This is a genomic window from Martinezella calliandrae (genome assembly GCF_030272695.1).
GTDB classification, from domain to species: Bacteria; Pseudomonadota; Alphaproteobacteria; order Rhizobiales; family Rhizobiaceae; genus Rhizobium; species Rhizobium calliandrae.
Window position 1 is genome coordinate 134,950 of record NZ_JARFYN010000009.1, and the last position, 20,616, is coordinate 155,565.

18 protein-coding genes and 1 pseudogene are annotated in these 20,616 nt (G+C 58.3%); 6 read left to right on the top strand and 13 right to left on the bottom strand.

The genetic code is table 11. From position 1 onward, the window contains the following. Positions 1 to 8: 8 nt before the first annotated feature. Both PY650_RS09350 and PY650_RS09355 read right to left on the bottom strand, forming a co-directional pair. On the bottom strand, positions 9 to 1,490 hold the full coding sequence (locus PY650_RS09350) for an amidase (protein WP_285878871.1): 1,482 nt from the start codon (positions 1,488 to 1,490) through the stop codon (positions 9 to 11). 218 nt (positions 1,491 to 1,708) lie between these two features. Continuing rightward, positions 1,709 to 1,991: pseudogene (locus PY650_RS09355) on the bottom strand (flavin-dependent oxidoreductase); the annotation flags it as partial. A gap of 168 nt (positions 1,992 to 2,159) precedes the next feature. Between PY650_RS09355 and PY650_RS09360 the strand changes: the two are divergent. After that, positions 2,160 to 2,717, top strand: coding sequence for an AAA family ATPase (locus PY650_RS09360; RefSeq protein ID WP_285878873.1), 558 nt, complete (start codon positions 2,160 to 2,162; stop codon positions 2,715 to 2,717). Positions 2,718 to 2,839: 122 nt separating this feature from the next. Here the strand turns inward: PY650_RS09360 and PY650_RS09365 are convergent, their stop codons facing one another. The 6 genes from PY650_RS09365 to PY650_RS09390 form a co-directional block, all read right to left on the bottom strand. Further along, positions 2,840 to 3,076 (bottom strand): hypothetical protein, encoded by a 237-nt coding sequence (locus tag PY650_RS09365; RefSeq protein WP_285878874.1) that lies wholly within the window; start codon positions 3,074 to 3,076, stop codon positions 2,840 to 2,842. A 161-nt stretch (positions 3,077 to 3,237) separates the two neighbouring features. Continuing rightward, positions 3,238 to 4,008 carry a 2-keto-4-pentenoate hydratase gene (locus PY650_RS09370; protein ID WP_285878875.1) on the bottom strand — a complete coding sequence of 257 codons (771 nt, stop codon included), beginning with the start codon at positions 4,006 to 4,008 and terminating at the stop codon, positions 3,238 to 3,240. Between the two features lie 267 nt (positions 4,009 to 4,275). Continuing rightward, the gene (locus PY650_RS09375; RefSeq protein WP_285878931.1) at positions 4,276 to 4,551 is read right to left on the bottom strand and encodes a metal-sensing transcriptional repressor; all 276 of its coding nucleotides are present in this window, start codon (positions 4,549 to 4,551) and stop codon (positions 4,276 to 4,278) included. Positions 4,552 to 4,746: 195 nt separating this feature from the next. After that, the gene (locus PY650_RS09380) at positions 4,747 to 6,093 is read right to left on the bottom strand and encodes a cation diffusion facilitator family transporter (RefSeq protein WP_285878877.1); all 1,347 of its coding nucleotides are present in this window, start codon (positions 6,091 to 6,093) and stop codon (positions 4,747 to 4,749) included. A gap of 241 nt (positions 6,094 to 6,334) precedes the next feature. Then, positions 6,335 to 7,675, bottom strand: coding sequence for an ATP-binding protein (locus PY650_RS09385; RefSeq protein WP_285878878.1), 1,341 nt, complete (start codon positions 7,673 to 7,675; stop codon positions 6,335 to 6,337). Further along, positions 7,672 to 8,349 carry a response regulator transcription factor gene (locus PY650_RS09390; protein ID WP_285878879.1) on the bottom strand — a complete coding sequence of 226 codons (678 nt, stop codon included), beginning with the start codon at positions 8,347 to 8,349 and terminating at the stop codon, positions 7,672 to 7,674. The genes PY650_RS09385 and PY650_RS09390 overlap by 4 nt, the downstream gene beginning before the upstream one ends. Before the next feature lie 413 nt (positions 8,350 to 8,762). Here PY650_RS09390 and PY650_RS09395 point away from each other — a divergent pair, with 413 nt between their 5' ends. After that, complete coding sequence (locus tag PY650_RS09395) at positions 8,763 to 9,629, top strand: glycosyltransferase family 25 protein (protein ID WP_285878880.1); 867 nt, start codon at positions 8,763 to 8,765, stop codon at positions 9,627 to 9,629. Further along, positions 9,626 to 10,366: a glycosyltransferase family 25 protein gene (locus PY650_RS09400; RefSeq protein WP_285878881.1), complete on the top strand. Its 741-nt coding sequence runs from the start codon at positions 9,626 to 9,628 to the stop codon at positions 10,364 to 10,366. Before PY650_RS09395 ends, PY650_RS09400 begins: the two co-directional genes overlap by 4 nt. A gap of 76 nt (positions 10,367 to 10,442) precedes the next feature. On the opposite strand, the gene PY650_RS09405 is transcribed toward PY650_RS09400, so the two are convergent. The 4 genes from PY650_RS09405 to PY650_RS09420 form a co-directional block, all read right to left on the bottom strand. After that, positions 10,443 to 10,991: an HdeD family acid-resistance protein gene (locus PY650_RS09405; protein WP_285878883.1), complete on the bottom strand. Its 549-nt coding sequence runs from the start codon at positions 10,989 to 10,991 to the stop codon at positions 10,443 to 10,445. 46 nt (positions 10,992 to 11,037) lie between these two features. Continuing rightward, positions 11,038 to 12,294, bottom strand: a complete 1,257-nt coding sequence (locus tag PY650_RS09410) for an arginine deiminase (protein ID WP_285878884.1) — start codon at positions 12,292 to 12,294, stop codon at positions 11,038 to 11,040. Between the two features lie 14 nt (positions 12,295 to 12,308). After that, positions 12,309 to 13,742, bottom strand: a complete 1,434-nt coding sequence (locus PY650_RS09415) for a basic amino acid/polyamine antiporter (protein ID WP_285878885.1) — start codon at positions 13,740 to 13,742, stop codon at positions 12,309 to 12,311. Positions 13,743 to 13,937: 195 nt separating this feature from the next. Next, positions 13,938 to 15,365 (bottom strand): basic amino acid/polyamine antiporter, encoded by a 1,428-nt coding sequence (locus PY650_RS09420; protein ID WP_285878886.1) that lies wholly within the window; start codon positions 15,363 to 15,365, stop codon positions 13,938 to 13,940. 381 nt (positions 15,366 to 15,746) lie between these two features. Between PY650_RS09420 and PY650_RS09425 the strand changes: the two genes are divergently transcribed. From PY650_RS09425 to PY650_RS09435, 3 genes are all read left to right on the top strand, one after another. Continuing rightward, positions 15,747 to 16,085: a hypothetical protein gene (locus PY650_RS09425; protein WP_285878887.1), complete on the top strand. Its 339-nt coding sequence runs from the start codon at positions 15,747 to 15,749 to the stop codon at positions 16,083 to 16,085. 133 nt (positions 16,086 to 16,218) lie between these two features. Beyond that, positions 16,219 to 17,589: a metal-dependent hydrolase family protein gene (locus PY650_RS09430; RefSeq protein WP_285878888.1), complete on the top strand. Its 1,371-nt coding sequence runs from the start codon at positions 16,219 to 16,221 to the stop codon at positions 17,587 to 17,589. Between the two features lie 93 nt (positions 17,590 to 17,682). Next, positions 17,683 to 18,726, top strand: a complete 1,044-nt coding sequence (locus PY650_RS09435) for an AI-2E family transporter (RefSeq protein WP_432761510.1) — start codon at positions 17,683 to 17,685, stop codon at positions 18,724 to 18,726. On the opposite strand, the gene PY650_RS09440 is transcribed toward PY650_RS09435, so the two are convergent. Continuing rightward, positions 18,723 to 20,468 carry a metallophosphoesterase family protein gene (locus PY650_RS09440; protein ID WP_285878890.1) on the bottom strand — a complete coding sequence of 582 codons (1,746 nt, stop codon included), beginning with the start codon at positions 20,466 to 20,468 and terminating at the stop codon, positions 18,723 to 18,725. The genes PY650_RS09435 and PY650_RS09440 overlap by 4 nt on opposite strands. Positions 20,469 to 20,616: the final 148 nt, after the last annotated feature.

Genomic DNA, 20,616 nt, shown 5'->3' on the forward strand with positions numbered 1-20,616 from the left:
AGCTGAAGTCAGGCGACCAGAGTTCGGGCCTGCGTGATTTTGTAGGTATTCTTCCAAGGGCGAAGCCGTTCAAAGGCTGCGCAAGCAGCGAGCACATCCATGTCGCCATAACGCCTGCCGATGATCTGCAGCCCCACCGGTAACCCCCTAGACATTCCGCAGGGAACCGAAGCGGCTGCGTTACCAGTCATGTTCGTGAGGTAGGTCATGCACCAACCGATTTGAGGATCGACCTCGATGCCGTTTATCTGGCTCGGGCCATTCGTCAGCCCGCCTGTAGCATTGTCGACCGGCAAGGCGGCGGTGGTAGGGGAGGCGATCAGATCATAGTGAAGAAATAGATCGGCGAAGGCATCGAAGACGATCGAGCGCATTTCCTGATCACGTTGTCTTTCCTCCAGGGACTGCTCGGACACGCGACGCAGCCAATGCAGCAGCGGTTCCGGCATCTCATCACTGTTGTCGCCGAGAAGATCGATGCCGGAGTGCTTCAGATTTCTTAAGGCCGCGCAACTTCCCGCCGTGATGAGGCGGCACCACAGATCGCTAAGTTCCGTCACGCTGAACGGCAATACCAACTGAACTTCATCGATGGTTGCCCCGGCATCAGCAAACGCCTGGACTGCCGATGCCACACAGTCTCCCACCTCTCGTTCGACCGGAAATATTCCAAAATCAGCAGTGTACCCGATCCGCTTACCGGCAAGGCCAGCAAATGGAAGAGGTTCTGCAAAACTTGTCGGAGTGGCGATGCTGAAAGGATCATGCGGGTCATAGCCGGCCAAACTATCCATGACCAACGCGATGTCAGCGACCGTGCGCGCAATTGGCCCCTGATAAACGAAGGGCGATGTCGCCTCGAAGGCATTTGGCCTGGTGATCAGCGGAACTCTGCCGAATGACGGCTGAAACCCCACCACTCCGCACCATGATGCAGGAATGCGAATAGACCCGCCCCCGTCCGAAGCTCCGGCGACGGGAACGAGACCGTCGGCCACAGCCGCCGCACTTCCTCCCGATGATCCGCCGCTGTTTTTCGACAGCTCGAAAGGATTTTTGGTCGGCCCGAACAAAGGATTATCGGTCGTACCACGAAACCCCATGACAGGGCTGTTCGTCTTGCCGAGGAGAATGGCGCCGGCCGCTTCCATCTTCCGCGGATACGTGCTCCAGACGTTTGGGCGGTAGTCTCGCAAGCTGGGAATGCCGCCGAGGGTCGAAGGCCAACCGGGTTTGAAATCGAAGAGGTCCTTCATCAGGGATGGTAGTCCCGCCAAGGGACCAACGTTGTCTCCGCGCATGATGCGTTTTTCGAGGTCGGCCGCCTGATTGAGAGCACCCTCGAAATCCGTAAAAATCACCGCATTGATGCTGGGATTTCGTTGTTCGATGCGCTCGATGGCTGCGCGCACCGTCTCGACTGGCGAGATCGTTTTTTTCCTGACCAGTTCCGTGGTTTCGACCGCGGTTAGAGTTGGCAGATCCGTCATCTTGCTTCCTCCTCAGGTTCGTTGAACGGCAATTATCTTGGCCGGTTACGTGGCGACGGGCGACCCAGACAGAAGATCAGTGGATCGCGGCAGGCCGCCGAACTGTTTGGATCATCCTCCATGAAGATGGTGACATCAACCCAAAGCGGCAGAATACTAGACCTCTGCAATCGGTTTCGGACTACCTTTTTCGTCAAGGGCAACCATCGATCCGCGTCCTAGTGCCAACCTAACGCGGGAGCGACATGGTTGAGGATGGATTCTGTGACATGTGCGTTGTCGTCGACGCCAAGCTGGATCGGCACCGTCAGTAGCAGAGTATCAGCCTCGGCAATAGCACTTCTCGACCAGAGCGTCGGGTTCTGCAACATAGCTACGTCCGAAAATCGCTCTCGTATTGTCATCGATGATGCCGATCGTATCGTCGGATACGGATCACCAGCCGAAATGGGCGCGGCTACGGTCGGTCACCAAGGCGGAGATGCTGCGGCTGAGCGAAACACAGGCGGCGATGTCTCACGGCAATTAGGCCCGGCCGCACGCTACATGCTAGGTAGCAAACATCAAACTCAGGTTCCGTTATGAGAGGACAATTGGTGGTTTTCTTATTGACGCGGAGACGTCAGGCGGTCGAACGAAGTTGCGTTTCATCGATAGACGGAGAGAGAGATGGGCGTCAGGAATTATTTGATCGAAGGCGTTTCCGGGTCTGGCAAGACCTCAGTTGCCACCGAACTGCAGCAGCGCGGTTACCACGCCATCCACGGTGATCGTCAGTTGGCTTATCAGGGCGATCTCCAGACAGGTGAACCGCTGGATGGCTATGCGCTTGAGCAGAACACTCTGGATGTGGTCGTCCAGCACCAGCGCCACCTTTGGGATGTCGACAAAGTCAAATCACTGGTAGCTGATCAAAGCCACCCGATCTCCTTCTTCTGCGGCGGCTCGAGGAATTTCCATCACTTCATTGATCTGTTTGACGGGGTTTTCGTTCTCGACGTCGATTTGGACACGTTGAAGGGGAGGCTTGCCGGCAGACCTGAAGACGAGTTTGGTGGAAAACCAGCCGAACGAGAAATGATTGTACGGCTGCATGCGACGAAAGAAGACATTCCGAAGAGCGCGACGACCATTGACGCCACTGCGCCGCTCGCTTGCGTTGTCGACGATATTCTATCGATATGCGGAGAGATCGACCAAGGGCGGGCGTCTCGTAGTCTAAATTAATCGCGGTGACCGGCGAAGTCGCTTTCGTTCCGTCCGGCCCTCACGCCGGTTTTTCCGGCGTGATCGTTTCGGGGGCGCGGTACTGCCGCGCCTCTAGCCGTTTGCGGTCTGCTCTAGCTTAGCTAGGCCTCTTCGTAGATTAGGTCCGGTGCGACGATCCACTCGCCACGACGCAACGACATCACGTCGAGCCGTCCCCGACGATCGCGCACGGCCAATCCGACGAAATGGTAGTGGCTGCCGTTCCTGTCGATTACGGAGCCGCGTATCGGCTTGCCGCTAACGTGACCCACGACCGGCCCGACGCCCCTGGTGCCGTTGAGAACGAAATATTCGTGCGGGATGCTGCGGCTGACCATTACGCGCGAACCTCGCGGTTGACGACAAGGTTTGCAGGACCTCTTGCTCCAGGTTCCACCTTTGCGGCTGAAGGCTTCGGTCGTAGCGGCCTTTTCTTCTTGATCTCGACCACGAATGGCCTCCGTTGCGGCTGCATTTTATGTCCTTTCGAATTCCGTTTTCAGGCGAAGACGCACTCGACCTGGCCAAGTGGGCCAAAGTCGACCGCCAGATGCTGACCTGACGAGACCTGATGAATTGTCGTGCAGGAACCGGTCGCGACAACGTCGTCGGGTTCGAGCTGACGGCCGTTCGCGGCAAGTTGTCTAGCGAGCCAGGCAACGGCGTTCAAAGGATGACCCATGACCGACGCCGACTTTCCGGAAAAGACAATCTGCCTGAACAGAAAGGCCGTGACGTCGATCTCCGCTAGTTCGCCGAGTGAGACGTCGTGGAGTTCATCGCCGCAGATCGTGGCAGCATGCAGGCCGAAGTCCGCGATCGCGGCATTGTTACCCGCGAATGTCCGGCGGGTTCTGCGGCCAATGATGCCGATCGCCGGCCGACAGTCCCGGACAGCGTCGCTCAAAGTTTCGATATCGATCGGCTCGCCGGCATCGGGATAGGTTCGGCGCATCGTGATTGCGAATTCGCACTGCACGCCCATCGCTCCGGGCGGAAGCCGGAGCTCCTTTACGCCGGAAAGAAGCGACAGAGGAGGTATTTCGGAATAGACCGGCTTCGTCAGACCCAGCGCCCGGAGCGACGCATCGCTCGTACCGATGATCGCAAAGCCCTTTCGTTCGAAACCCAAAATATCCTGCGCGGTCGCCTGGATGTCGTATGCCTCCCTTTCCGAACCGATCAGGTCTAGTGGAAGATCGCAGAGATCGTCATGGAGGCGGCTTTTGGCAAGGATGCCGGCGGTGGCGTCCTTGAGTTCGAAGTACATCGCATGCTCCAATTCGCAAAATTGGTTGTGCAGGCGAAATTGGAGAGGATGGCATTAGTATTCCATTCGAGCGCATGCTCGAAGAAATCAAAATCTCATAGTGATGCTGGCTCCGCACGCCACACATTTATACAACGTTTATAAATCTCACATTGTTTCCTTATGGAATTCAAAATGCTTGGTGCAACAATCGACTGCTGCAAGGCATGAGCCTGCCCACAGAGTAGTGCTAGGGTCTCCAGCCGCCCGGAGAAACCCCTCATCTACTCAGAGATATTTCGTGATGGTCTTGAACTCGTCGATCGACTGTCGCCGGTCCCTGGGAAGCGCGCCGACCGTCTCCTCCAGGCAGTGATCAAGGTGGTCCTGGATCAGAGTCCGCTTCGCGTTGGTGATCGCCTTCTCGACCGCGGAGAGCTGCTGCGCGATGTCGAGGCATGGCTTGCCGCCCTCGATCATGGCGATGACGCTCTTCAGATGTCCTTCGGCTCGCTTGAGCCGCTTGACGATTTCCGGGTGGGTTGCGTGCGTGTGTTCTGTCATGCCGTCTGTATCCTGCAGGAGGGAATTGGTGTCAACGGACGGCGCCGTGCCGAGCCGGTGGAGGGCCGCAACGCTGCGAACGCCGAATTTCATCCGCGCGTTTCGTCCGGGCGACGTCTGCCGCGCAGTCGTTGATACCGGGACCTATCCTTGCCGGAGGCGTCGTCGAGACGCAAGGGAGAAGCAGCGTGCCGCTCAATGGTGGTGCCCTTCCGGCTCTTCCATCCGGAAGGGAAGCTCGTCCATCCGATCGCCGGCGATGAGCTTGAGGACCGCGTCGAACTCGTGAGGTTCGGCCGGAGCCTCGGTGCTTTGGAGGGTATGGTGGTCGTCGGGCGATGGGATGAGCGGGAGCGTTTCGATCACACCGCCCGGACGTTTGATCTCTACGGTAACCTGCAGGCCATGGGCATATGAGGAGATATTCAGGCGCATCCGCTCGCCCTGCGGCGTATCGACGATCTCGAGAAGGCCCGCCGCAAGCGGCGATTCTACCTTGAACGGTTCGGGCGCATGATGGTCGTGTCCGTCCGCAGCCCTGGGTGATGCTCCAGTCGTGTCTAACTGGATCGTGGCGGAACCGAGGGCCGGCAGGTGAGCTTTCAGCTCCGCCCTCAGGGCCGACAGAATTCCATTCGCCTCATCGACCGATTTCGCACCGTCGACGGCAACCGTTATATCCGTATGCAGCCTGTGGCCCAGCCAGCGGGCCTTGACGTCCTTCACCCTTCTGATGCCGGAGACGTGCTCCGCCGCATGCCGTACGTCGTCGGCGACCCCCGGCTCCACTCCGTCGAGGCTGCGCGTGATCACGGCGCGGGCCGACTGCCAGACGATACCGAAGATCGCGATCGTGATGAGTAGGCCGATGATCGGATCGGCGAGCGGAAAGCCAAGCCAGACGCCGACCGCGCCGGCAACAACCGCAAGGCTTGTCAGGCCATCGGTCCTGGCATGGTAACCGTCGGCGATCAGTGCAGCGCTGTTCATCTCGAGGCCGACCCTGATGCGGAAGATCGCCACGGCCTCGTTGCCAATGAAGCCGATCACACCAGCGACAGCGACGGTGGCGAGCTGCATGATCGGCTGCGGATGGAATAGCCGATCGACAGCCTCGTATCCAGCCACGATGGCGCTGAATAGAATGATGAGGACGATCAGCATCCCCGCCAGGTCCTCGACGCGGCCGAGGCCGTAATTGAACCTCGCCGTCGGCGGACGCCGGACCAAGGCGAATGCGATCCAGAGCGGTATGGCCGTGGTGGCATCACCGATATTGTGGATGGTGTCGGCCAGAAGTGCCACGGAGCTGGAGGCAAAGACGACGATCAATTGCAGGATCGCCGTGATAGCGAGGATGGCAAACGACCACTTGATCGCCCAAATACCGCGTTCCGACGTGGCTATGCTCGGATCGACGACACCGTGGGTATGGCCGTGCCCTCTCGCCTCCGAATGGGAATGGCCATGATCGGCATGGCTGTGATCGTGATGATGGTGGTGCGCGCCAAAACCGAACCATTCCTTGATCGTCGTGAACATGTATCCTCGTCGCCTTTTCATGCGCAGATGGGAAGCTGAATTCTCCTATCCTCCCGGAGAGGATATGGTCAAGGACGTGACACAGGTCAACGAATGAAATCGATCGTTCCGCCAACGTTGATACGTAGATATCTCCCCTGAGGACCGCCGCTCGGGTACTCGCTCAAATGAGGGTGGTTGCCGGCCAACTTGTCGTGCGCAGCAAGTCGCGCTTGAGCCCGAACCGACACCGGGACTTCACTCAGGTCCGTGACGCAGGAATTTTACGGTCAAAAGCCAAGGTCGCGACCGCTCCGCCGCTCGGAAGATTCGCCAATAGCAGCCGTCCGTGATGCGCGACCATGGTCTCGGCCACGATGGCCAGGCCAAGGCCCAATCCGTCCTTGCGATCTGTTTCACCCAATAATTCGCTGCCGCCGTCCAGGCGCCTTTGCGGGAACCCGGAACCCTGGTCCATGACTTTGATTCCACCGCTAAAGACAACGATGGTGATCACTCCGTTTTCAGGGCTGTGATGCAATGCGTTTTCAACGAGGTTGCGAAGGGCTCGAAAGATGAAATCCCTCGCACCGCTGATAAGAACAGGACCGCCTTCGGTCCTCAACTCGATATTGCGGCCAGCCTCTACGACCGCTGGGGCAAGATAACGGGCGACATCGGCGGCGACCGCTCCCAGATCGACGACGTCGGTCGCTTCATAATGCAGTGTCCTGACACGCACTCGGTCGACGAGTTGGGTTATGACGCGCTCGACGTCTTCGAAATCCTTCTCGACTGCACGTGCTATATGGTCCTGCGAGAGGGATAGGCGGGCTTTGGCAATCGCCAGTGGTGTGCGCAATTCGTGAGCCAATTGCCCAGAGAACTGCTCCAGCGATAAAAAGCCGCCCTGGAGCCGGTCGAGGGCCGCGTTTACCGATCGGATCAATGCGAGCACGTCGTTCGGCATGCCGCTTTCTGTCAGACGTGTCGCAATACTCGAAGGGCCGATTTTCGCCGCTTCTTGCGCTGCGACGCGCAGCGGCCTCAGCGCAAAGCCCAAGACAACAATGTTTGTTACCAAGAGTATCAGCACGAACGGAATCCAGATCCAGGCAATGTCTCCGACAAATTCCTCAAGGATGCTGTCAAAGAGGACGTGCTCTTTCGGGAAGGCGACCTGTATGACGCCTGCCAAGCCACCCTGGGCGATTGGCAAGGAAACTCCAAACAGCGTCTTCTGTCCTTGATGGGCTGGAAGCTGAAAATACTTGGTATGATCACCAGCATAGGGAACCAATGGTTCCTGGAGACCGGAAGAAGCAATGATTTCGCCGGCGCTGCCCACCACGGCATATTGGCCTCGCAACTCATGAATACGTGCCTTGAGAGCCAGCGCATTGGGGCTCGAAAGCTGCGGGTCCGCGACCAGTTCGTGGCGGAGATTCTCGGCAAAGGTTGATAGCGTCTCTTCGCGAAACGTCTCATTCGAGGCTTGGAAGCGGAAGTACAGGAACACTGCGCTTGCGCAAATCGCGACGAAGGCAACAATCGACATTGCCAGGATCAACCGCTGCAGAAGTGTGAGGCGCGGTCGCTTCAAGGTCGTTTTTCCCTAAGCATATAACCGATGCCGCGCATGTTGTGGATGTAGAGAGCCGATCCTGCCGCTTGAAGCTTCTTGCGTAATCGATGCAGCAGAACCTCAATGGCATTGGAGCTCAGTTCGTCGTCGAAACCATAGATTGCTTCTTCGACCTCCGCTTTCGACAGGACATGATTGGGGCGGCGCAAAAAAAGGTGCAGGGCGGCGAATTCGCGGCGGCTGAGGGATAGTGGCGTCTCGCCGACGGAGGCGGAATACTGGCTTGGATCAAATGTGACGTCACCGAGCTGCAAAATTGTGCCGTGACGAGGTTCGCCGCGACGCATGATTGCGCGCAGACGAGAAATCAGTACCCCCATCACAAATGGCTTGCAAAGATAGTCGTCGGCACCACTGTCGAGGGCATCGATAATCGAACTTGACGCATCGCGTGCGGTCAGGATCAAAAGTGGAGTCGACGGAGCAATCTTTCGCAGCGGTTCGATCAGCGTCAGGCCATCACGATCTGGCAAACCAAGATCCAATATAATGGAGTCGTAATGGATCGTCGCGACGGCTTCTTCGGCATCATGCGCATTAGAGACATGATCGACGGTGAAGCCATGGGCGCGCATGGCGTCATGTGTCACCGCGGCGAGCTTGCCATTGTCTTCGACCAATAACACGCGCATGGAATGTCCTGTCTTTGCCGTGCCGAAAGTTGCGTTGCGCGCGACATCACCAACCAAGGTGAGCGGTTTACCGGAATTTAGTGTCCTGTGCCAGAAGAAGACGTTGCTGCACTCAAGCGCAGGGCTGACGCGATTGAAAAGGAGGCCTCGCGCAGCATGAGCCGACACCATGGGCGACGGGCCTTATGAAGCGCTTGGAATGATCCATATTGCTCGGCAGGCAATGGTGGTGGTGGTGCAGAGACTGGACTAATGCGACCAACCTGTCTGTTTGCTGTCTATCCTGGAGCGAAGGTATTGAATGAAGGCAGATTTCATCTTTTCGCCAGGATTTTGTAAGCGTGCCGTAAGCCGAGCTGAACATGGTCGCTCCCGATGTGGCGGTGAAAACGCCAGTACGGAGTGGATGTGGCATGATAAATGCGAAGCCTGGCGAAGCGTCGCTGAAGATTTATTTGATCAACCTCGATCGCGCGGCCGATCGGTTGGTTACCATGCAACAGAAGCTTGCGTCCATCGGGCTGTCTGCCGAGCGAGTGTCGGCGGTAGAGGGCGCCTCCATCGAGTTTCCAATACCGGGTTTCAATGAGTTCGCCTTTCGCTTCAAACATGGTCGCCGGCGCAATCCTGGCGAAGTCGGCTGTTATCTGAGCCATATCGAGTGTGCGAGGCGTCTTCTCGCTTCGAGCGGCGAGTTTGCTCTTATTCTGGAGGATGATCTCGAGTTTCCGGATGATCTCGTGGAGCTTTTGGATGAGGCCCTCAAGCAGAACGATAAATGGGATATCCTGCGCCTTTCGACGGTTAGCGCTGGCCGAAAATTCCGCTACTCCTGGCTGACGGAAAGGCGTAGTCTGGCGGTGGCCTTAACCCGGGAAAAGGGTTCTGGCGCCTACATCATCAATCGCCGCGCAGCAGAGTGGTTTGTCCGGAAGCTTACGCCGATGCAGTTGCCCTTCGACTTGGCGTTCGATCTTGAGTTTTTCGCCGGTTTGAAGTCGGCCTTTGTCGTTCCCCTCCCCATAGATCAGCAATTGGGCCTGCCTTCGCAGATCCAGGGTAAACGCGGAGATTACCACAGATCAAAGCTGCATTACGTGACAGTCATGCCATACAGGATCTTCGTCGAGACCAGCCGGCTGCTTTTCCGGCTTGCGCGCCTACTCGGTCTTCTTGCGATCGGACGGGTAGCGGCTGCTATCCATGGAAGCAGCAGAGCCGAAAAAAGCATGTTGCCTTTGCTTGATAGCAAGGTCAAACAGGTCGGCGACCCGCGATGAAGCTCGGCGTCTACATCATCAACCTCGACAGGTCCGCCGATCGATGGGCCGCCGTGCGCGCCAAAGCAGACGAATACTGTATTGACGTCATCAGGGTGGCCGCCACCGACGGGCACGAGCTGTCGCAGGAAGATTTTCGAGACGTGGATTGGAAAGGATTCGCGCGTCATGGAGGGCGAACCATCCTTCCAGGCGAATATGGTTGCTATCGCAGCCACATCAATTGCCTCTCCACTCTTCTTGAGAGCGATTTCGACGCGGCGCTCGTCATGGAGGACGACATCCAGATCACAGTCGATCTGACGAAAAGGGCGATCGCCATTCTTGAGGCCACTCCGGATGCGGACGTCGTTAAACTCTTCAATCATCGAAGTCGCGGGTTTCTCAGCGTCGCAACAAGTGCACTCGGCGACGAAATAGGCCGGTGCCTGCATGGACCGCAAGGCTCAGCCGCCTGCTACGTCATCACCAGGCGCGGTGCTGGCAAGGTCTTGCCGTTCCTGCGCGCCATGAGGTTTCCCTTCGATGTCGCGCTCGAAAGGGGCTGGCACCACGGCTCGAAAGTGTTTACCGTCAGGCACAATATCGTGAGCTTGATGAGCCATAGCAGCGACAGTCAGATCGGGCATCGGGCGGATTACAGCCAGGTCAAATTCTTCGGCCCGAAACGCCTGCCCACGCACCTTTTGCGCGCCGCCGAATATTTCCGACGCATTCGCTACGCATTGGCGATCTGAGGTCGCCTGAAAGGCCTGCAAAATTCGCGGCGAAGTCTCGCGCCGGGGGTGGTCGGAGGCAGCGGCCGGTCCCGCCCTAATGCGCTCTGCGCGAGGATGCGGCCATCGCGAGATAGGCTCCCCCGGCCACAAGAAGGGAAATTCCCGTGACCGTCCCTGGGGTATAAATGCCAGAGAAGGGCATTTTGAACGCCAGCAAAGCACCGGCGAGAAGGGCGATAACGCCAGAAATCGCGAGCCAGCCCCAACCGATCTGGGGCCGCAGCCGTAATGCCAACAGGATATGCGCGATCCCCTGAACGATGAAGACGAGCGCGATCAGCAGGGTGAGGGCGATCGCTCCTGCCAGCGGATTGAGGTAGATCAGGACACCGCCGACAAGCTGAACAAAGCCGACCAGCAGTCCCCAGACAAAACCAGTCCAGGCCGTTACGCGAAAGGCCTGAACAAGCTGCAGGATGCCGACGGCCGCCAGGACAAGCCCCAGGACAAGACCCGCGGCGATGCTCGATATTGCGGGCAACATGATCGCGAGAACGCCGCCTAAAACGAGCGCGATGCCGAGGCAGAGAAACCAGACCCATCGGTTATGGTCGGGTCCGGCCCATTGGTTCACGTTACTCATGACGGCACCTCTGGTTCTCCCTTGCAGCGGCCTTCGCGTTGTCGCCTTAGTAGTCGACAGCGTCACGGACGATCGGGCATGTCATGCAATGGCCACCTCCGCGCCCGCGCCCGAGTTCGGCGCCGACGATGGTGATCACCTCGATGCCCTCCTTGCGCAGCAATGTGTTCACATAGGTATTGCGGTCGTAGGCATAGACGACGCCTGGCGAGGCGCAAACGAGGTTGGCGCCGCTGTCCCATTGCGTGCGCTCGCGTGTGTAATCGTTGCCACCGGTTTCGACGACGCGCATCTTCTTCAGCCCGAGTGCGTCGCGTACGGTATCGACGAAGCTGCCCTTATCCCGGTGGAACTCGACGCCGCCTTTGCCGTCCGGGCGGTAGGAGAAAGCCTCGATGCCGTCGACAATATCCGGATAGAGCAAAACACAGTCGCGGTCGGCAAAAGTGAATACCGTATCGAGATGCATGGCGGCGCGCAGCTTCGGCATGGCCGCCACGATGACACGCTCGGCCGCACCCTTCTCAAAGAGAGCCGCGGCGACCTGACTGATGGCCTGGCGTGAGGTGCGTTCGCTCATTCCGATCAGCACGTTACCCTTGCCGATCGGCATGACGTCCCCACCTTCAAACGTGGCCAGGCCCCAGTCCTTGGTGGGATCACCCCACCACACTTTGACCTTTCCCGCGAAGTCCGGATGAAACTTGTAGATCGAGGTCGTAAGGATGGTCTCCTCGTGGCGTGCGGGCCAGTAGAGCGCGTTGAGCGTCACCCCGCCATAGATCCAGCAGGTGGTGTCACGCGTGTAAAGCGTGTTCGGAAGCGGCGGGAGGAGATATTCATTGACGCCAGCCGCATCGCGGATCAGCGCCAGCTGCTCGCCACCAATGCTTTCCGGGAATTCGTAGGTCGACAAGCCGCCGATCAGAGTTTCGGCCAGTTCGCGATCCGACAGTCCTTCGAGATAGGAACGAACCTCGTTGATAAGGCCGAGCCCGATCTGGTTCGGCACGACCTGATTGTCGAGAATCCACTTCTTGGCTTCGGGAACCGCCAGCGTTTGCGTAAGGAGATTATGCATTTCCAGGACTTCGACGCCGCGGTCGCGCATCTTGGTCATGAAATCGAAGTGGTCGCGCTTGGCATTGTCGACCCAAAGGACATCGTCAAAGAGAAGGGCATCGCAATTGGTCGGTGTCAGACGCTTATGGGCGCGGCCGGGAGCGCACACCAAGACCTTGCGCAGCTGGCCAACTTCCGAATGAACACCGAAAGCTTGTTGAGTGGAGCTTGCAGAAGACATGCATTACCTCCTCTTCAGATTGTCAGGTAGCCGGTGGACAATCCGGTGATCGCGGCGATGCAGCCAATGACTGCGGCGGCGAAGATTACCCAGTCGACGGTCGTGTTGAAGATCTGCTTGCCCTGCTCGCGGCGGGCCCAGAAGTAGAGGATCGTACCGGGAGCGTAAAGAAGAGCCGATAGAAGGACGAACTTCAATCCACCGGCGATGATCATGAAGATCGTATAGATCACAGCAACGCCAGCGATGATCAGGTCGCGTCTGCGCTCCTCCGGCCTGACCTCATAGGTCTCGCCGCGCTGCGCGACGAGATAGCCGTAGGCGGCGACAAACAGATACGGGATCAATGACATGGCGCTAGTCAGGTTCAACATCAGCGCAAACGCGTCACGAGACCAGTAGGTGCTGATCACGAAAAGCTGGACGATGATGTTTGTCAGCCAAAGTGCCGCCGCCGGAACCTGGTTCTGGTTTTCGGTGCCGAAGAGGCGGGGCATGTCGTCCGTGCGAGCAGCAACGTAGAGGACTTCCGCACATACCAGCGACCACGCGAGGTAAGCGCCTAAAACCGAAATGATGACACCGGCGCTGATGAAAATCGCGCCCCACGGGCCGACGACCGCTGCCAGCACGCCCGCCATCGAAGGCTGAGTCATGCCTGCGATCTCCGGACGTTGCAGGACGGCGTATGGCAACAGCGTCACCAACACCATGAGCGCGGTAACGCCGACGAATCCGATAATGGTCGCCGCGCCCACGTCGGCGCGGGTCTGTGCGTAGCGAGAGTAATTGCTGGCGCCCTCGATACCGATGAAGACGAAGACTGTCGCCAACATCGTCGCCCGGACTTGCTCCAGAAGCGAGGCTACCGGCATCCCTTCGCCACCCCAGAAATTGGCGCGAAACAGATCGAGCTTAAAGGCGACGGCAAGCAGCACGATGAAGGTGAGGATGGGCACGACCTTGGCGACGGTGACGACAGTGTTGATAAAGGCCGCTTGTTGCACGCCTCTAAGGATCATGAAGTGGAACAGCCAGATACCGATCGAAGCGACGACGATTGCGACGAGTGTGTTGCCGTCACCGAAGACAGGAAAGAACCGGCCGAGCGTGGACTTGATCAGTACCCAGTAGGAGACGTTGCCGATGCAGCTGCCAATCCAGTAGCCGAAGGCCGACAAGAAGCCGGGATAGTCGCCGAATCCGGCTTTGGCATAGGCATAGACGCCGGCGTCGAGATCCGGCTTGCGTTCCGCCAGCGCCTGGAAGATGCGCGCGAGCATATACATGCCGCCGCCGGCGATGCACCAAGCGATGATTGCGCCAAACGGGCCGGTCGCCGCCCCGAAAGTACGAGGGAGCGAGAAGATGCCCGCACCCACCATCGAGCCGACAACCATCGCTGTCAGCGCGAAAAACGAAAACTTCTGCGTGGAGCCCGAAGCCATAAGACACCAATCCGATTGCTCGCAGGTTGCGTCTCGAGATTTTATGCCTCAAATTTACCACCAGCGAATGAGCTGAAAGTCTCACCTTTGTGCCGAGCGTCCCTTTTTTAGGAAAGGGAAATGTCGCTGTTCCGCGCGCCTGCGCTTGTCACTGGATATCACAGACAGATCAGCTCGCACGACCTGAGCAACGGCTCAGACGGTGATGCGGCCGGTAGCGATAGCATAGACTGCGACGATGGCGCCGATGGCTGCTACCGCGAACATGATCAGCTCGGCCATGCTGAAGATGGCCCTGCGCTGCTCGCGGCGCGTCATGATGAACAGAATGCTGCCGGGGCCATAAATGGCGGCGGACAGCAGGAGATGTGTGCTTCCAGCCGCATAAATCAGCCAGATTGTATAGATGAGCGCAATGCCAGATCGCGCAAGATCACCGCGATGACCGGCCGGATCGCGATCGTAGGTCTCGCCTGTCCAGGCGAGCTTAACGCCGTAGGCTGCGACAAGGAGATAGGGGATCAGTATCATCGAACTCGTGAGCTCAAGCGCAAGGCGGAATGCATATTGGGCAAACAGCGTGAGAATGAGAAATATCTGGACGACAATATTGGTGAGCCACAGCGCATTGGACGGAACGCCGTTCCTGTTCTCGTGGGAGAGAAACCGGGGCATGGTGTCGTATTTGGAGGCCGAAAAAAGGATTTCGGCGGCGAGAAGAACCCAGGACAAGTAAGCACCCGCCACGGAAATGATCAAGCCTGCGCTGACGAACAGGGCGCCCCAGGGACCGACGACGGCCTCGAGAACACCGGCCATCGACGGGTTTCTAAGCCGAGCGAGCTCTGCGTTCTGCATCACTCCATAGGACAACATCGTGACAAGAACGAGCAGGCAGAGCACTCCGAGGAATCCAAAAAGCGTCGCGATGCCGACATCGGAGCGATTGCGGGCATAGCGCGAATAGACGCTTGCCCCTTCGATCCCGACAAAGACGAAGACAGTGACGAGCATTGTCGCACGGACCTGACCTGCTATGTCTCCTAAAGTCGCCCCGCTACCCCAAAAATTGGCACCGAAGGCATCAGCCTTGAAGCCGAAGAAAACCAGGACGATGAACAGAAGTATGGGAATGATTTTCGCGAAGGTCACGATCGTGTTGAGTGCGGCCGCCTCCCTTATCCCGCGTAGGATGAGAAAATGGACAATCCAAAGAAGGACTGACGAGGTCACGATCGCGGTAATGGTGTTGCCGTCGCCGAAGACTGGAAAGAACAGGCCGAGTGTCGACTTGATGAGTACGAAATAAGACACGTTGCCGAGGAGGGCCGCCGACCAGTAGCCCAGCGCCGACAGAAAGCCGAGATAATCGCCGAAGCCGGCCTTGGCATAGGCGTAGATGCCGGCATCGAGATCTGGCTTGCGTTGGGAGAGCGACTGGAAGACGAAAGCCAGCATGAGCATGCCGACGCCGGCGATCGACCAGGCGATCACGGCTCCGAATGGTCCTGTTGCTCGACCGAAGGCTTGCGGCAGCGAGAAAATCCCTGCGCCAACCATAGAGCCGACGCACATCGCCGTCAGCGTCCATACTGAAAATTTCTGTTCAGAAGCGGAAATCATGGGGCGATGACTCGAAGCCAGGTGACTGGGCCAGGTGACTGGACCAGGCGACTGGGCCAGGTGATTGGACCGGGTGACTGGAATGCCGGGGTGCTAACGCGCATTTCTGTATTCTAGCCTTTTCCATGTGGCGCTGTGACCGGCAAAGAATCCCAAAGTTGTGCTTCCGGTCCCAATCCCTTCCGGGCGGCGGGTCGTTTTGGCCCTTAAACGTTCGTGTTGCCCGTATCCTTCTGCTCGCGATCGCAACCGCAGCCTTGGCGCTATTGAGCCGCTCTGCATAAGGTTGAGATTCCCTGCTCATCACGAACGGATGATCGTGAGCTAAGCTACGTTCGCTCATTCGGCAAAAGCTTGCCGGCAGCCAATAGGCGGGAAGCTATGTTTTCACGACGTTTCTTACTTAAGGCACTTTTGACTGGTGCCACCATCGCGCCAATAGTGGCGATCCTCCCCGCAGAAGCCGACGCTCAAAGATCTCAGAGACCGGGAGATCGGCCGAATCGCCCACCTCCACGTCCTCGCTCCGAGCGAAGGCCGCCGCCACGGCGTGGCCATGTCTGGGTACCAGGATACTGGGAATGGAGCGTCCGCAGACGCGACTATGTGTGGGTGCCTGGCCGTTGGATTGCCGCGAGACCTGGTTTCCACTATCGGCAGCCGCGCTGGACCAAACGCAACGGCGAGTGGATGTTCATCCATGGCCAATGGGTGCGGTGACCGTACTGTCGCTCAAAGTGAACGAGGCAAGCCATGTTTTCTTGCACGTCCGGGGATGCACCTGAGAAACCCGCTGAACATATCGACTGCCTCTGCCATCGCCCGGAAATCCAGTCCCTGACCCGGCGGATCAATGTGGATCTATCGCGCCGGGGCTTTGTGGCAGGTATGGCGGCATCGGTGGCGGCATTGGGGTTCGGCAGCCGCGCCAAGGCGCAGATCGCCGCTGACGCGCGGACGTCACTCCCCCATCCTGTTCACGAATTTCCGGCTGTTCGACGGTAAATCCGGTGCGCTGCAAGACGGATATCGCCTGCTTGTCGACGGAAGCCGGATCAAGTCCCTGGTACGAGAGGATCACGCCCCTCCAGAGCGCACGAAGGTCATTGATTGTGGCGGTCGCACCATCATGCCCGGCCTTATCGACGCCCATTGGCACGCCCTGTTCGCCGCCTTACCGATCCAGGTGCTGATGAGCGCGGATATCGGTTACATTTTCCTGGCTGCCAGCACGGAAGCCGAACGAACGCTGATGCGCGGCTTCACAACCGTTCGGGATGTCGGCGGGCCTGCATTCGCCTTGAAACAGGCGATCGACGACGGCCTGATTAGCGGCCCGCGAATCTATCCATCCGGAGCGATGATCACCACGAGCGGCGGGCATGGGGACCTGCGGCCACTATCAGATATACCGAGAAGCCTCGGTGGGCCTGTCAGCGTGAGCGAACAGACCGGTGGCGGTGCGGTCGCAGACAGCGCGGCGGAGGTCCAGCTCAGGGCCCGCGAGCAGCTGTTGCAGGGCGCCTCGCAACTCAAGCTGGTTGGCGGCGGCGGCGTGTCTTCGCCGCGCAGTCCGCTGGATATGTCGACCTTCAGCGAAAGCGAGCTTCGCGTAGCCGTCGAGGTCGCCAAGGACTGGAACACCTACATAACCGTACATGCCTATGCGCCGAATACGGTTCAACGAGCGATCACGGCAGGCGCCGCTTGTATCGAGCATGCGCATCTGATGGACGATGAAACGGCTAGGATGATGTCCGACAAAGGGATCTGGCTCAGCATTCAGCCCTTCCTGAACGACGATGATTCCGTCCCGCTGACAGGTCCGAGCAGAGCCAAGATGCTGCAGGTATTTGCCGGTACCAACAGTGCATATGAGCTCGCCAACAAGCATCGGATCAAGACGGCTTTCGGCACCGATCTGTTGTTTTCGGGCGCGTTGACTGTGCGTCAGGGCACTATGCTCACCCATCTGGCTAAATGGTACAATAATGCCGAAATCCTGATGATGGCGACCGCCAGGAACGCCGAGCTGCTTGCACTTTCCAACCTGCGCAATCCCTATCCTGGCAAGCTTGGAGTCATAGAAGACGGCGCTTTTGCCGATCTCTTGCTTGTGGACGGTGACCCTTTGGCGGATATCACGCTTGTCGCCAATCCCGACAAGAATTTCCTGATGATCATGAAGGACGGGAAGATATACAAGGACAAGATCAGCACGTAGGATAACGCCTTCGACCGACCGTCGTGCGGCTTCGATCTGATATCCACAAAAGTTTCGACAGTACCGACGATATCGTTTCTTACGTTCCGATGGATATTCATGGCTAATGATCGAACCATACTCGTTCTCCTCGGCATTATCGCCGCAATAGCGGTCCTTACTACTCTCCATCTTGCTGCTGTTATTTTTGCGCCGGTCGCTTGCGCTCTCTTCATCATTGCCATCGTATGGCCGATGCAAAGGACGCTTCAGTCCTATCTGCCGCAGCTCCTTGCGCTGGCGCTTGTGGTCGCGGTTGTCCTCGTTGTGTTTATCCTCTTCGCTTCCGTTGCTGCCTGGGGCTTCGGGCGTATCGCGCGATCATTGATATCGGACGCTCAACGATTCCAGATGCTTTACGACCACGCCGTCATCTGGCTGGAGGACCATGGCGTGGTCGTCGCCGGCATTTGGAGCGAGCATTTCAACATGAGTTGGGCCATGGGAATGTTGCAGGGGCTGACAGCGCGCCTCAACACCTTGATTTCTTTCTGGCTCGTGGTCCTCGTCTATGTGCTGCTCGGGCTTCTCGAAATCGCTCCCGTCAGCCGAAGGATTCGGACGTTGATGGGAACGGAAACGGCACGCATACTGATCGACGGCTGCAGCCTGACTGCCGCCAAGTTTCGCCGCTACATGCTGATCAGGACGATCATGAGCATCGTGACCGGAGCGATGGTCTGGGTGTTTGCTCTTTCGTTCGGCCTTCAATTCGCCGCCGAGTGGGGCATCATCGCCTTCACCCTGAACTACATACCATTCATCGGGCCGTTCGTCGCCACGTTGTTGCCGACGCTCTATGCACTGGCCCAATTCGAATCCCTGCAGGCCGCGCTGATTGTCTTCGCATGCCTCAATGTCGTCCAGTTCGCATTCGGCAGCTATATCGAGCCACGCGTGGCCGGCAACGCACTGGCTATTTCGTCGTTCGTGGTGCTGTTTTCGGTTTTCCTTTGGACGGTAATCTGGGGGCTGTTCGGTGCTTTCATCGGGGTTCCGATCACGATCGCCATACTGACGTTCTGTGAGCAATCTCCTGCTACACGATGGCTGGCGGATTTGCAGAGAGCCAAGGATGACGGGAAGGACCGGCGCTAAACGGAAAGATCGGAGCCTGGGACATCCACGCGTTCTGGTGGAAGCATCACCAATACGCCTTCCCGGTCGATCCCAAATGTGTGGACATGAAAATGGGTGACGTCCCGGCCTGTGCTCCCCATGACGGGAGAAGGGGCCGAGACGATTTTAAGCTTCCCACAGTGTCCTATCCAGTCGATATGGCGATGGCCATGCATGACGATGATCCTGTCGCCTAACTGCTGCAGTTGCCGTACAAACCAGGAGCCGTTGATCAAGGCGGTGCCGATCCGCACCGAAAACGCCTTCGAAAGGCCTGGATATTCGATCAGATGATGGTGCAGAGCCACAATCCAGGAAGCGCGCGGAAACCGTTTTATAACCGCCTTGATCGCTTTCGATTGTTCGGACGATATCAGCCCGAGCGCATTCGTGAAGGAGAAATGTGTCTGAGCGGTGGAATCCAGCAGGATGATTCCGAGACCTTCGTCTTCATTCGGCGGCAGGATCATCGGGAAGGCCTCCGCCCAGATCGTGGCAAGGCTCGCAGCCAGCCGAAAACCCCCGCGATCCGCGAATGTTGCGATATCGGTGCGGTAGGGCGCCAGCGCCTGGGCGAGGGTGGCGCCGAGCTCCCAGGTCGAGTGATCCACTACACGAACCCTGTTGGATTGCACCGTCGCCATTCCAGATAGCGCCCGCATCTCCCGCAGCCGTCGGGCAGGACTGATCGGTAGGTCGAGCCGGGCGGGATTGGCTCGGTCCACCACGTTGATATCGTGATTGCCGGGCAGAAGAAGCGTTCGTTCGGCCAACTCCGGATAACGCGACAGGGTGGTCGAAAATTCTGCCCATTCGGGTGATCGGCCGGCATCGGTTATATCGCCGGTGATCAGGATATGATCCAGCCGATTTTCGCTATCGATCGCCGAGAGCCTCACAAAAAGTTGCGCCAGCCGGTCGTTGCCGCGCGGTCCCGATCGTCCGCTCTCGATGCGAAAGCCATATTGCTCGCCGACGACATGGATGTCGGACAGGTGTGCGACCCGCCATTTCCGTGTCAGCTCCGATTGATGGCTGAAGCCGATGAAGCCCTGCGGCTGGTCCATTGCGGCGTCGGCGAGACCCCAGACCAGTGCGGCCCCTGCACAATAGATGCAGAGGATGATGAGCGCGTTGGCGAGGGTGGGAACGACAAGTGAAAGAGGCGCCGTCAAATCGGAGAGGTCGCCCGTCCAACGTGAATAGGGCCATGAAACGGCAATCACCGCTAGGCAGAACAGACATAGAAGCAGGCCCGCGACCGCTGCGCTCACGCCACGCAACCGGGCCCGACGCTTCTCGTTCAGCCGGCTCTCGAACATCGCTTCCAGAAAATGGCGCACAGCTTCGCGAAACAGCGCGTAAGCCGGTTGTATCGCCAGCGAATTCAGTGACCAGAAACCCTGTTCGGCAGCGCGATGGAGTGGTTTCCCGCCGAGCCAGCCGATCGCGGCAACGATCAGGAGAATGATGAATGGCCAGATGCCGCGGTAGGAACTTGCAAGGCTGCGCGAGAATTGTGCGAGCCAGGCGGTCCCGACAAGCGGCACCAACCCCAGCACCAGGGCCGGTAGGGCGACCAGCAAGAACCAGACCAGGATGAGTTTAGGAAGGCTGATTTCCGCAAGAAGGCTGCCGGTCAGAGACAGCAGCGAGCGCCGCTTGGTGCTGGAGGCGTCCGCTTCGACGTCGCCCATTTTGGGATCGATCAGCGTGGTCATCGAATAATGCCTATCTGAACGGATTACACCACGGAAAAGATCGTTTCCTCGCTCAGAATGCATTGTCGCTGCGCAAGATGGACCCTGGCGTCGATCTTGCGAACGACGCACAGGATAGATCCTGGCATCCTTTTCGGCAGTTGGTCGG